Annotated in this window: 10 protein-coding genes; all 10 read right to left on the reverse strand. The window is 47.4% G+C overall.

All coding sequences use genetic code 11. The features are described 5' to 3' along the window. Positions 1 to 294 precede the first annotated feature (294 nt). Entirely contained in the window at positions 295 to 1,668 is a 1,374-nt protein-coding gene (gene rlmD / locus JUE95_RS03615) for a 23S rRNA (uracil(1939)-C(5))-methyltransferase RlmD (RefSeq protein ID WP_203649259.1), read from the reverse strand. 85 nt (positions 1,669 to 1,753) lie between these two features. Beyond that, positions 1,754 to 2,767 carry a diacylglycerol kinase gene (locus JUE95_RS03620; protein WP_203649260.1) on the reverse strand — a complete coding sequence of 338 codons (1,014 nt, stop codon included), beginning with the start codon at positions 2,765 to 2,767 and terminating at the stop codon, positions 1,754 to 1,756. A gap of 32 nt (positions 2,768 to 2,799) precedes the next feature. Then, entirely contained in the window at positions 2,800 to 4,221 is a 1,422-nt protein-coding gene (gatB, locus tag JUE95_RS03625) for an Asp-tRNA(Asn)/Glu-tRNA(Gln) amidotransferase subunit GatB (RefSeq protein ID WP_203649261.1), read from the reverse strand. After that, positions 4,221 to 5,690 (reverse strand): Asp-tRNA(Asn)/Glu-tRNA(Gln) amidotransferase subunit GatA, encoded by a 1,470-nt coding sequence (gene gatA, locus JUE95_RS03630; RefSeq protein WP_203649262.1) that lies wholly within the window; start codon positions 5,688 to 5,690, stop codon positions 4,221 to 4,223. Before gatA ends, gatB begins: the two co-directional genes overlap by 1 nt. A 5-nt stretch (positions 5,691 to 5,695) precedes the next feature. After that, on the reverse strand, positions 5,696 to 6,004 hold the full coding sequence (gatC, locus tag JUE95_RS03635) for an Asp-tRNA(Asn)/Glu-tRNA(Gln) amidotransferase subunit GatC (RefSeq protein WP_203649263.1): 309 nt from the start codon (positions 6,002 to 6,004) through the stop codon (positions 5,696 to 5,698). A gap of 132 nt (positions 6,005 to 6,136) precedes the next feature. Beyond that, positions 6,137 to 7,282: a CamS family sex pheromone protein gene (locus JUE95_RS03640; RefSeq protein WP_203649264.1), complete on the reverse strand. Its 1,146-nt coding sequence runs from the start codon at positions 7,280 to 7,282 to the stop codon at positions 6,137 to 6,139. Next, the gene (gene ligA / locus JUE95_RS03645) at positions 7,282 to 9,324 is read right to left on the reverse strand and encodes an NAD-dependent DNA ligase LigA (RefSeq protein WP_203649265.1); all 2,043 of its coding nucleotides are present in this window, start codon (positions 9,322 to 9,324) and stop codon (positions 7,282 to 7,284) included. Before ligA ends, JUE95_RS03640 begins: the two co-directional genes overlap by 1 nt. Before the next feature lie 13 nt (positions 9,325 to 9,337). After that, the gene (gene pcrA / locus JUE95_RS03650) at positions 9,338 to 11,590 is read right to left on the reverse strand and encodes a DNA helicase PcrA (protein WP_203649267.1); all 2,253 of its coding nucleotides are present in this window, start codon (positions 11,588 to 11,590) and stop codon (positions 9,338 to 9,340) included. Between the two features lie 182 nt (positions 11,591 to 11,772). Continuing rightward, a complete protein-coding gene (locus JUE95_RS03655) occupies positions 11,773 to 12,930 on the reverse strand; it encodes an ATP-grasp domain-containing protein (RefSeq protein WP_203649268.1) in 1,158 nt (385 codons plus the stop codon). Between the two features lie 112 nt (positions 12,931 to 13,042). Further along, the gene (locus tag JUE95_RS03660) at positions 13,043 to 13,570 is read right to left on the reverse strand and encodes a DUF2179 domain-containing protein (protein ID WP_203649269.1); all 528 of its coding nucleotides are present in this window, start codon (positions 13,568 to 13,570) and stop codon (positions 13,043 to 13,045) included. Positions 13,571 to 13,615: the final 45 nt, after the last annotated feature.

Genomic DNA, 13,615 nt, shown 5'->3' on the forward strand with positions numbered 1-13,615 from the left:
ACGTTGAATAGATTATAGATTAAAACATAGTGAGTAATCAAGGGCTTGAAATAATAAAAAAGAGACCAGGTCATAACTCGGTTAGATTCCAGAAAACAACAAGATAGCGACAGGTTTCCTGAACTTGGAAAACTGGTCGCTATCTTGTTGTTTGGCCGAAATCTGAGTTATGGCCGGCTTTAGGCTAGATACAAGTATTGAATTGGATAAACATCTTCATCTTAGTTGAGTCAAGAAAGCTTGCCCATCCTTATCAATTTCGAATTGTATTTCGAATCGTTTGTTTGCAAATCTTTAATCTTTCTCCAACAACGTCACAGATTCAATATGCGGCGTTTGCGGGAATTGGTCAACGGGCTGAATAGGTTCAGTCACGTGGTAGCCTTCATCACCAAAGCGCTGAATATCACGAATCAGTGTTGATGGGTTACAACTAACGTAAACGATCTTCTTTGGCTGCATTGCGGCCGCACTTTCAATCAACGTTTCATCCAACCCCTTACGTGGCGGATCAACAACGATGACGTCCGGCTTTAAGCCTTGCTTTTGCCATTCAGCCATTTGGTACTCGGCCTTATTGGTTTCAAAATGCAGGTTTGTTAAGCCGTTCAGCTTTGCGTTCTTCTTGGCATCTTCCACAGCGGTGGAAATCACTTCAACCCCGTAGACTTCTTTAGCATGACGCGCCATTGCTAAGGAAATCGTACCGATCCCGCAATAAGCATCGATAACAGTTTCGTTGCCAGTTAAGCCGGCACGGTCAATGGCCAATTGGTAGAGCTTTTCAGTCTGCACTGGATTAACCTGGTAAAATGACCGAGCAGAAATTTCAAAGCGGTTGCTTAATAGTGAATCATGGATAACGGGTTCACCATACAGCACGTTGGTGATGGGTCCCATAATCACGTTGGTTGGCCGGTTGTTAACGTTTTGAATAATGCTAGTCACTTCTGGCAGTTCTTCAGAAATCTGAGCAACGATTTCCTTTGAACGAGGCAGCGTGTGAGAATTGGTGATCAAACCAATCATCATTTCTTTTTCGTAGTAACTCTGACGAACCATCACGTTACGAATAATGCCCTTGTGAGTACGTTCATCATAGGCTGGAATACCCTCGGCACGTAAAATATCTCGTACGATGACAATGGCCTTGTCGATTCTTGGATCTTGGATATAAAAATCAGTCAACGGTACTAAATCGTGGGAATGCTGGCGATAAAAACCAGTTTCCAACTGACCCTTAACCATCCGAACAGGGATTTGAGCCTTATTACGGTAATGGTAAGGGGTTTCCATACCAATCGTATCAGACACGCTCAGGTCAAGTTTATTCTTGGCCAATAACGATTGAATCTGATGCTGTTTGAAACGCAGTTGTGCCGGATACTTCATGTGCTGTAAGGGAGCAATACCCGCTTGTGCGAGCTTACGATCCTTAACGTCGATTTCGGCCCGGTCTGGTGAGGTGGTCAAATGTTCCAGGACACGGCCAAAGCCAAAGCTCTTGCCGACCTTTGTAACCACGAATTTAATCTCTTCACCGGGTAAAGCGTTAGCGATAAACAATGAGTAATTGTCAATCTTAACCACGCCGTTACCTTCATAGGTCAGGTCCATAACGGTACCCGTATACGTTTCGTTTTTTGCTACTGGTGCTTGTATTTTCATTAAAATCTCCTTGTTTTAACCAAAAGAAAGGTTTTGCTGCCTTACGTATCATACAGCAAAACCCTCTCAATTCATACCTAAAATACTATTTCTTTGTTTCTTGGCCCTCTGGCAGTTCTTGAACACCCGCCAAGAATTTACGCTCAGCTTCAAGTACTTCAGGGGTTTCAGTTTCTACCTGTGCGTTTGGAATAGCATCTAAATTAGCATAAGTTTCGATATGCTGCTTCAGATTAACAAAGGTCATTGGGGCATCGCCGCCATATTCGCCATCCAAATTGATCATGATCTTAGAGTCACCCTTAGGTTTAGCTTCAACCTTATGCACTTTACGATAAATAATCCGCGGATCGTTAATGTGCTTGCCGCCGTTTAACACGAGGGTCAAAAGACGCAAAATTTCAGCTAAGTTACTGGTTTTGACAATGATCATGGTGAACTTACCGTCGTTTAACGAGGCATCCGGAACAATCTGTTCAAAGCCCCCAACCGAATTGGTCAGCGCTAAGAAAAACATGGATGCTTCGCCGTCGTATTCTTCACCATCGTATTTCAGATCAACCTTGAATGGTCGAATTCGCGGTAATAGTTCCGCACCCTTTACCAGGTAAGCCAGGTAACCAAACAACGTTTTCAGGTTTGACGGTACTTCATAGGTTAACTCAGTCAAACGACCGCCACCGGCAATGTTGACAAAGTATTTTTTCCCTGCCAGGCCAATGTCCATTTTGATCGTTTGATTCTTTAAAACGACTTTCGCCGCCGCTAACGGATCCTCACGCGGAATACGCAGTGCACGGGCGTAATCGTTGGTGGTACCGGCTGGAATAATAGCCATCTTGGGCCGCTTCTTCAAGCCGGCGATTCCGTTGACGACCTCATTAATAGTCCCATCGCCACCAGCTGCCACAACTAGATCAAAGCCTTCGCGACTCACCCGTTCGGCTTCGTCACGTGCCGAATTAGGAGCCGGTGTCGTGGCAAACGCACTGGTTTCGTACCCCGCCTGCTCAAAGACTCCTAAAATATCGATCATATCCTTCTTCAAAGCCTCCCGGCCAGACGAAGGATTATATATCACTCGCGCACGTTTCCGCATAAGTGTTTCCCTCCATTATTAAACAACTACGTTTACTTTTTAAGTGAAGCAATCAGCAACTTGTTAACCACTTGCGGGTTAGCCTTACCGTGAGTCTGCTTCATGATTTGACCGACGAGATAACCAACGGCACGGTCTTTACCGTTGTTGTAGTCATCGATTGATTGCTGGTTATCAGCCAGTACGGCATCAATGATTGGTTGCAGCTTAGCCGGATCAGATAATTGAATCAGACCCTTTTCTTCAACAAACGCCTTTGGTTCCTTACCTTGGGTGATTGCTTTGAAGACCTTTTTGGCCATCTTAGATGAAATGGTTCCGTCAGTGATCAAATTGATCATCCCAGCCAGGTTAGCAGGGGTCAATTTAGTATCCTGCAAGTCGGCATGCTGTTCGTTCAGGAAGGCATTAACGTCACCTTGAAGGTAGTTAGCAGCTGACTTTGGATCAGCACCAAGCTTGACGGTTTCATCGAAGAAATCAGCCATTTCCTTGGTTTGAGTAACAACCATGGCATCGTAGTCGGTTAAACCAAGTTCTTTGACGTAACGCTGACGACGGCTGCCTGGCATTTCGGGCATTTCAGCACCGATCTCGTTGACCCATTCGTCGCTGATGTTCAGTGCTGGTAAATCGGGTTCTGGGAAGTAACGATAATCATCGGAACCTTCCTTGACACGCATCAGCACGGTTTCACCGGTGTTTTCGTCAAACCGACGGGTCTCTTGCTGAATCTGACCGCCAGACATGAGCACGCGCTGCTGACGCTGTTCCTCAAATGCCAAACCTTTACGAACGTAGTTGAAGGAGTTCAAGTTCTTCAGCTCGGTCTTAGTCCCAAATTCTTTTTGACCTTCCGGACGAATCGAGATGTTGACATCGACACGCATGGAACCTTCTTCCATCTTCACGTCAGAGATCCCGGTAAATTGAATCCGTTGACGAAGAGCTTCTAGATAAGCATAGGCTTCATCAGGCGAAGCAATTTCCGGCTTCGACACGATTTCAATCAGCGGCGTCCCCTGACGGTTCAAGTCAACGTATGAATAGTCGCGTTCGTGGGTGTTCTTACCGGCATCTTCTTCAATATGCATTTCGGCAATTCCGACCCGCTTCTTTTCACCGTCAACGTCAATTTCAATCCAGCCATCGTGAGCAATTGGCTTATCAGATTGCGTAATTTGGTAAGCTTTAGGGTTATCAGGATAGAAGTAGTTCTTCCGGTCAAAATGAGTGTGCGGTTCAACTTGCGCGTGAAGTGCTAAAGCCGCCATGATACCACTTTTGACAACACCCTTGTTAGTGGTTGGCAAAACCCCAGGATAACCCCAATCGATGACGTTGGTGTTAGCGTTAGGTTCGTCCCCAAACTCAACGGGAGATGGGCTAAAGATCTTTGAATTTGTTTTTAATTCAACGTGGACTTCAAGTCCGATAGTTGTTTTAAAATTCATTAGTTATTGCCCCCTTGCTTAGGTGTTTGTTTATGGAAATCAGTGGCCTGTTCAAAGACGTAGCCCGCTTTGTAAAGCGTACTTTCGTCAAATGGCCGACCGATCAGCTGCATGCCCACTGGCATACCCTTGGCAAAACCGGCAGGAATCGACATTCCTGGCAAGCCAGCAAGGTTAACGGGGATGGTTAAAATATCGTTCATGTACATCGTCATCGGGTTAGAGATTTCTTCACCAATCTTAAAGGCTGGTGTTGGGGCAACTGGGCCCATGATAAAGTCGTGATCCTTTAATACCGCCTGAAAATCGTTGATGATCAACGTCCGGACTTGAGCGGCCTTCTTGAAGTAAGCATCGTAGAAACCGGCTGACAACGAGAACGTCCCCAGCATGATCCGACGCTTAACTTCATCGCCAAAGCCTTCGGTACGGGAGTTCACGTAAACGTCTTCCAGATTCTTGACGTTATCAGAACGGTGACCGTAACGAATACCATCAAACCGTTGCAGGTTAGATGAAGCTTCAGAACTGGCAATAATGTAGTAAGCGGCAACGCCGTACTTATTATGCGGCAATGAAACTTCGTCAACCGTTGCACCCAGTTCACGGTATTTATCAGCAGCGGCCAAAATAGCGTCTTTAACCTCTTGGTCGACACCTTCGCCTAAGAATTCCTTAGGTAAACCGATTTTCATACCCTTAACGCTGGTCTGGTCGTTCAGTTCGGCAGCAAAATCCGGCACTTCTTTAGTTGAAGTGGTCAGATCATGGTCATCATGACCGGCAACAGCGGATAGCAAAATAGCGTTATCCTTAACTGTCCGGGTCATTGGACCAATTTCATCAAGGCTTGAGGCAAAGGCAATCAGGCCCCACCGTGAAATTCGGCCGTAAGTTGGCTTCATCCCAACGATCCCGTTAAATGATGATGGCTGACGAATCGAACCACCGGTATCGGAACCGAAGGCAGCGATCACTTCACCAGAGGCCACAGCAGCTGCTGAACCACCTGATGAACCACCGGGTACGCGGGTGTAATCCCATGCGTTTTTAGTGGTTTTGAAAGCTGAATTTTCGGTTGAACCGCCCATGGCGAATTCATCCATGTTGGTCTTGCCGACGTTAATAATGCCCTTATCATTTAGGGTGCTAACAACCGTTGCATCGTAAACTGGCACGAAGTTTTCCAGCATCTTAGAAGCAGCTGTTGTTGTCAGTCCCTTGGTCACGATATTGTCCTTGATTGCCAGTGGAATACCAGCCAGAACGTTATCTGCATCAACGCCCTTTTCATCCATTTCAGCAGCCTTCTTCAAAGCTGCGTCCTTGTTAAGCGTCAAAAAAGCGTTCAAGTCAGGATCAGTAGCTGCAATGTTATCAAAGGTAGCCTTTACTAAATCAGTGACACTGATTTTTTTGGCCACTAAGTCATCATGCAGCGATGTGAGATCTTTTTCGAAATAGTTCATTGTTTCTACTCATCCTCACTTTCATCAATAATAGTTGGTACTCTGATATAGCCTTTTTCAGATTCTGGTGCGTTAGCCAATAAAGCATCACGCTGGCCCCAGTTATCGGCAACGTCTTCTCTCATAACGTTGATCTGGTCACTGACGCTTGAAGTTGGTTCGATACCTTCAGTATCGACTTCGTTTAAGGTTTCAAATAACCCAATAATTTCATCTAATTGGGTGGTAAAGTACTTCAGTTGATCGTCGCTCAGACTTAACTTCGCTAACGAGGCAACGTGCTGTACCTGGTCTTGATCAATTCGACTTGCCATCAAGTTTCCCTCTTTCACAAGTATTCTGCGTAAATTACGCTACACATCAAATATACTACCACATTCTAACAAAAAATAGCACCGGTTTCTGAGTCCGAACCGGTGCTATTTTGAGTTAAGCCAAATTTTTTATCAATAACTGTTAAAGACGTGAGAGGTAAACTTCTTTTGGCCATTGTCACGGCTCAAGAAACTTTGAACCCCTTCGGTTGAACTGACGGTAATGTCAATTGGCGCGTTGGAAGGCAAGTACTTTTGAGCTGCCTGCTGCAGATACTGCGTGAAGCTAATGATTTCCGTTTCACTGTAGAACTGCGTTGTAATGCTGACGTTCATCCCGGTCAGTTGCTTGTTAGTGTAGTGTGCCTGAGCAGTCACCCCACTCAAATTAGGGAAGTAGTTTTGAATCTGATTCTTAAAGTTTTCAAAGGAAGCTTCGTCGTTTGAGTTACCAGCGTTTGATTTAGACGACGTGGTTGGGTAAACGTAATTCTTTTCACTGATTGGCTTCCACGAGTTCACCTTGGTAGCACCGCCCTTATTATTGGAATAAGAGAAGAAACTGCCGCCGACTAAGCTGTCGTTAGGCGCCTGCCGATAAAGCGCAATCGTAATGGGAACGTTCTTCAGCGCTGGTTTTTGACGCAGGCGTGCCAGCACTTCATTGGCAATCTGACGTCCTTCCCGGGCAGATTCAGCTTTACTGATTTTGGTCTGGAACGTTGAACCGAACTTTTTTTTTTGATAATAATCAATCGAATTCATTCCTAATCCAACCGTCACACCCGACAGCGTCAGCTTTTTACCGCTCTGCTTCATGAAATCCTGCTCTTCAATCTGCTGCAGGTAAATCGGGTTCCGGGTATTCGCACCAGTTTTACCGTTGTTCACGGGATTTAAACCATCCGGGTTCGACTTGGACTTTCGACCCAGCCAGTTTTGCACGGTACTGGTATTTAAATATTGACCCTCTTCAAAGATGTACTTACTTGGTGAATAAACCTTCTTCGAAACGGTCAGCAAACCGCTTTCGAAACTCTTCAGGTTAAACTGATTATCGTTTTGTGTAACGTTGACCCGACGAGACTTGCTCGTGACATACCGGCCGTTTTTGATGACGCTTTGATAATCTCCCGAAGCAGCCTGACCGGTAAGCTGTGTCCCTTTATTCGTACTGCTGCCGCCAGTACTGGTACCGCTAGAACTACCTAAATTACCGCAGGCACTCAATAAGAGACCGCAGACTGCCATTACAAATAAGGCTTTAAATCGTTTCATTACTTCTTTCCTCCATCTTCAGTCTGAGACGCCATCTCGGCTGCAAACCGTTCCTCGTTCCAGACTGGTACGTCGAGCGCTTCTGCCTTGGTTAACTTACTGCCGGCATCGGTTCCCGCGATTACAAGATCCGTCTTTTTTGACACGCTGCTAGTGACATCCGCGCCTTGAGCTTCCAGCCACTCGCCAGCTTCACCGCGGGTCATGTTGGTTAATTTACCAGTCAAAACAACGCGTTTACCGTTAAAGAAACCGTTAGTTGGTGCCGCTTGTTCAGCGCCAGACGTATACGTCATGTTGACCCCGCGTTCTTCCAGTTCGGCAATCAGCTGTCGTGCGCCATCGTTGCTAAAGTAGGTTACCAGACTATCAGCAATCGTATCGCCGACCGAATCGATCTCCGCGATTTCTTCCTGACTGGCGGCCATGACATTAGCCATGGTATTAAAGTGAGCAGCAATCAGCCGAGCTGCTTTATTGCCCACGTGACGAATCCCTAATCCAAATAATAAGCGTTCTAGTGAATTATTGCGACTGTTATCCAGCGCATTTAATAAATTATTAGCAGATTTTTCGCCAAATTTGTCTAACGTGACTAATTGGTCGAAAGTCAGGTCATATAAATCGGCCACGTCCGAAACGTACTTCTTCTCAAATAATTGCCCAATGATTCGCGGACCGAGGCCATCAATATCCATGGCATTTCGTGACGCAAAGTGGGTCATCTGCTCAGTCAACTGCTTTGGGCAGCGCGGGTTGATGCAGCGCAGGGCAACTTCCCCGTCCAAATGAACCAGGGCCGCGCCGCAGGATGGACACTGCGTTGGAATGACGTAGGGTTCACTGTCTGCCGGCCGCTTGCTAACAATGTAATTGGAAATTTCCGGAATAATGTCGCCCGCTTTGTGCAGCATCACCGTGTCATTGATTCGAATATCCTTTTCAGTCAAATAATCCGGGTTGTGCAGCGTCGCCCGAGCAACCGTGGTACCGGCTAATTGAACCGGATCCATGATTGCGGTTGGCGTCACAACACCCGTGCGGCCAACCGTCCATTCAATATCATGAACGACGGTTTCAGCCTCCTCCGGCGGGAACTTGTAAGCAATCGCCCAACGAGGTACCTTCACCGTGGCCCCCATTGACCGTTGAACGGGCAGTGAATTAACTTTCACCACGATACCGTCAATCCCATACGATAAATCATCACGCTGCTGCGTGTATTCATCAATGTAAGCGTTGATTTCGTCCATGTTATGAGCAACCCGGTACTTCGGGTTAGTGGTAAAGCCCAGTTCAGCCAGCTCATCGATCAGGCCGCTTTGCGTCCGGGTATTCAGCGGTTCGTAATCCGCCACGTTGTACATAAACGTACTGAGCTTCCGTTCCGCTGTTACTTTTGTGTTCAGTTGCCGCAAACTGCCGGCAGCCGCGTTCCGCGGGTTAGCAAAAACCGATTTGCCTTCCGCATCCCGCCGCTTGTTCAGTTCAATAAATGACGCTTTAGGCATGTAGCACTCACCACGGACTTCGATCGTCAGCGGCCGACTCAGCTCAGTGGGAATCGACGGAATGGTCTTCAAATTAGCGGTAATGTCTTCACCAATCTGGCCATTGCCCCGAGTAGACCCCTGAACGAGTTTGCCGTCAACGTAGCGTAACGAAATTGCTAAACCATCGATTTTCAGCTCACAGTTATACGTACCAGCTTCGTTTTCCGTAATATGGTCCACAAAATCAGCTAGTTCTTCCTTGGAAAACACGTCGCCCAATGACAGCATCGGGATCTCATGGGTCACCTTGGAAAAGTCAGACGAGACGTCGCCGCCCACGTTTTGGGTGGGCGAGTCCGGCGTGATCAAATCTGGGTACTTAGTTTCAATTGCCACTAGCTGAGCATACTTTTGATCGTAAACCGAGTCCTCAACAGTTGGGGCGTCCTCACTGTAGTAAGCCTCTCCCCAAGCACGCAGCTGCGGACGGAGTTTCGCGGCTAAGGCCTCTGCTTCTGCTTTTGTTAGAGAATCTAGTGATGGTTCCATTTCAACACCCCTGTTATTCTTCCACCTTTGTGATTGGTGCAAAGGCAGCTAATAGTCTTTTGACACCTTCCTGTGGGAAAGCAATATCAAGTTCCATATCTTCACCGGTACCGTTGATCTTAACCACGGTTCCAGTACCCCACTTCTTATGACTAACCTTATCGCCAGTCCGCCAAGCCTGTTTATCAGCGCCGGTACCGCTGTTAGCCGCAACTGCACTGGAACGTTTTTGGTGATAAGTGGTTGCGGTGGCCGATGCAGTGCGCCGGTCAAACGGTGTTCGCAGCGAGGTTGCTGTGTTTTCACCGGGATTAGTCCGATTATCCATTTGCAGCAGATCTGGCTCAATTTCTTCAATAAAGCGGGATTGCGGGTTCCTTTGCGGACGGCCGTAAAGCATCCGTGAAAAGGCGTTAGTCAAAAACAATCGCTGCTTGGCACGGGTAATTCCCACGTAAGCCAGCCGCCGTTCTTCTTCCAGCTGGTCGTGATCTTCCATGGCACGGCTCAGCGGGAAAATTCCCTCTTCCATACCAATGAGAAAGACCACTGGGAATTCCAGTCCCTTGGCAGCATGCAAGGTCATCAGCGTGACCTGTGCCGGTTCTTCTTCCACGTCGTCTTGGTCGGAAACTAATGCCAAGTCAGCCAGAAAATCAACGATCCGGTCACCGGAATCACTGCCCTCTGCATCATAAGATTCATCAAACTTCTGGGTAACGGACAGAAATTCCTGAATGTTTTCCAGTCGGGTTTCTGACTCCAGACTTCTGGAAGCTTGCAATGCCGCTTTATAGCCGGTGGTATCTAAAATTTGTTCGGTCAGTTCGGTCACCGTACTGTCGCCAGCAATGGCCTGCAGTTTTTGAATCGTCGTGGCAAAACCGCCGATGGCACCCCGGGCACGGCTGGAAATATCGTTAGCGACATCAACGTTCACGGCAGCTTCGAATTCTGACCAGCCATTCTCCTGGGCAAATGTCCGTAATTTAGTTAATGAGCCGTTACCGATGCCTCGCTTGGGTTCGTTGATCACCCGTTCCAAACTGATGGTGTCAGCTCCGTTGGCAACCAGCGTCAAATACGCCAGCATGTCTTTGATTTCTTTACGGTCGTAGAACTTATGGCCGCCGACAATGGTATAGGGAACGTTGGCCTTGACCAGCGTCTCTTCCATTACCCGTGACTGGGCGTTAGTCCGGTACAGGACTGCAAAATCACCGTATTGGTAATGCTGTTCGTGCATCAAATCCTGAATCTGGGAAACCACGTACCGAGCTTCATCATTTTCACTTTGACCGCGGTAATAATGAATCTTTTCACCCTGATCATTTTCGGTCCAAAGGTTCTTATCCTTCCGGTAGCCGTTGTTTTTGATCACTTGATTAGCAGCGTCCAGAATCGTCTTGGTCGACCGGTAGTTCTGCTCCAGCATGGTCACGTGAGCATCCGGATAGTCCTTTTCAAAGTTCATGATGTTTTCAATGTTCGCGCCACGCCAACCGTAAATACTTTGGTCGGAATCACCCACCACACAGAGGTTATGGTGTTCTTGGGCCAGCATGTTCACCAGCGTATACTGCGCGTCGTTGGTATCTTGATATTCGTCCACGTGAATGTACTGGAACTTTTTCTGATACTCTGCCAGCACGTCCTTGTGTTCTTTAAATAACTGAATCGTCAGCATGATCAGATCATCGAAATCCATGGCTTGATTACGCTGCAGGCCATTTTGGTAAGCATCGTAAGCCCGCGCGGTAATGTCATCCATGGGATTACCGGCTTCTTTAGCCAGCTGCTTCGGTGTCTTCAGTTCGTTTTTAGCGTTGGAAATCTTACCTAATATTGCCCGTGGATCAAACTGCTTGGTGTCCACGTTCATGTCGGCCAGCACCCGCTTCATCAACGTCCGCTGGTCACTGGTATCAGCAATCGTAAACGCCCGGTTATAGCCTAATTTATCAGCGTGGCGACGCAGGATCCGCACGCACAGCGCATGGAAGGTTGAGGCCCAGACATCGTTACCTTCTGGTCCTAACAAGTTCACGATCCGTTCACGCATTTCCTTAGCCGCCTTATTGGTAAAGGTGATGGCCAAAACGTGCCACGGCATAATCCCCTTCTCAATCAGGTAAGCAATCCGGTGAGTCAATACCCGCGTCTTACCACTGCCGGCACCGGCCATGATCAGCAGCGGCCCCTCAGTGTGTTCAACGGCTTCCCGTTGTTCCTTATTCAGTTTTGCTAACAATGCAGATTCAGCCACAGTATTATTCCTCTCTTGTTTGTACAATTACTACCGCGCTGATGACACAGCCACCAGCGCGCATTATATTAAAATCACTATTAAAATTGTCGCCTATCTTGAATCATAAAGCAACACTTTTATCGTAAAAAATAAACGTATGTTCGCAATAAAAAAGGTACCCCTGTGAGAGTACCCATTCATTATTCAATTTCAGAATCTGCTGACCCCTGTGACCAGATCTCAGTGTCTTCCAGCTGCTCCAGCAGTTTGTTAACATCGTCGCCCTGAACCAGAATATGACCCGCCAGCTTTTGACTGTCCAAATCTTGATGGCCCTGACGATAGAAGTAGAAGTGCCAGTTAGGCTTCAGCGTCCACTGCGTTCTCATGGCGCTTGCCTGATTCTGCGTAAACGCCGCCATGACGGTGGGCTTCAGCACCTGAACGTCGCTTAGCGGCATGCCGGCAATGGCACGAATGTGCTGTTCGAATTGACTAACGGTCGTTGCCCGGTCAAAGATCCGGCCAGCTTCACCAAAGGTTGGAATGATCTGCTTGACGTAGATCGACCCGTTGTCGTTGATCATAAAATCAACTTCAAACACGCCGACGTACTTCACGTTAGCCACGATTTCGTGACAGATGCGATCCATTTCCGCTTGAACGTCGGGATCAACTGACACTGGCAGATAAGCCCAGGTCATTTGCCCGTTCTGGCGTTTGATTTCTACTGGCGGGAACAGACTGGCTTCGCCGTTTGCTGCCCGTGCGACCGTCAACGTAAATTCCCGCAAATAATCAACGGTGGACTCCAAAATGTAAGTCCCCCAGTCCATTAAACCAGCGGCCTGCGCAATATCGGTCTGGGTCCGGATCGTCATTTCTTGGCCGTGAACCAGATCCTTTTGAATCGGCTTAAGCACGCTTGGATAACCAATGGAGTTAATGGATTGGTAAACGTCATCAAGACTAACGATCGTCGCGTACGGCGGAATATTAACGTTTAACTGTTCGTAAAAAGCCCGCTCCAGTAAACGGTCCTGCATCATCATCTGAAAATCAGAACCCTGCGGTAACACAGTGGTTCCTTCGATAACGGATAGAACGTCAGGACTAAGATGTTGAGAATCGTAAGTTACCAAATCGCACCGCTCCGCGAAATCAGTTAACCGGTCGTGGTCAGACAGTTCACCGACGATCTTAAAATCAGCTAATTGCAGCATTTCGCTCGTTTCATCAGGGCCGTACGCGCCCACTTTGAAACCAGCCTGGCGTGCCGCTGACACGATCATTGGTCCGTCCGTACTGTCGCCGATTACCCCAATGGTGCCTCCTGGATACAAAACATGATTGTCCAAATTTGTTCACTACCTTCTTATCAATAAAAGATGATCTTTTAATTTCATTATAACTTTACTTACAAATTGTACTAGTAATTTGCTGAATCTTTAAAAATATTTAGTTCTCAAGCTACTGCCGAAACCGCCGGCGGACCCGTTTGACCCAGAAACCTCCAGAAATATATTTCGGCTCGTAGGTGATGATAAAGGCTTTCGGTTCGCGATCATTGACGATGGCGTACAGCCGCCGTTCCTGATTTCTCGGCGTCAAAATGTCTAACACCAGCCGGTCACCTTCCAGCCCTTCAGCGTGGCTTTGGGTCACCCCGAAGCCGCTCGCCCGCAAGATCTTCGGTAACTCACTGTCGGTACTTGGGAGGATAACGGTAGCCATAATATACCCCAGTGCCAGCTTATCTTCAATTAGAATGCCGACCCGAACACCAACACCGTAGCCTAAAGCATAAGCAATGATATTCCAGACGTTATCCAGCCGGTTCAAAACCATGGCTAAGCCCAGGACGTAAACAATAATTTCCAGCACACTCAAAATTGGCGCCAAGTTACGGTAGCCCTTCATGGTGAGCATAAATCGAAGCGTGTTTAACGTGATATAAACGAAACTAATGGCAAAGATTATAATTAAAGTCCAAATCATGGTCTCGCCTCCAATCCTACAGTGCCGGTTGATGGGTCAAACTAT

Source organism: Secundilactobacillus yichangensis, from assembly GCF_016861565.1.
Lineage (GTDB): Bacteria > Bacillota > Bacilli > Lactobacillales > Lactobacillaceae > Secundilactobacillus > Secundilactobacillus yichangensis.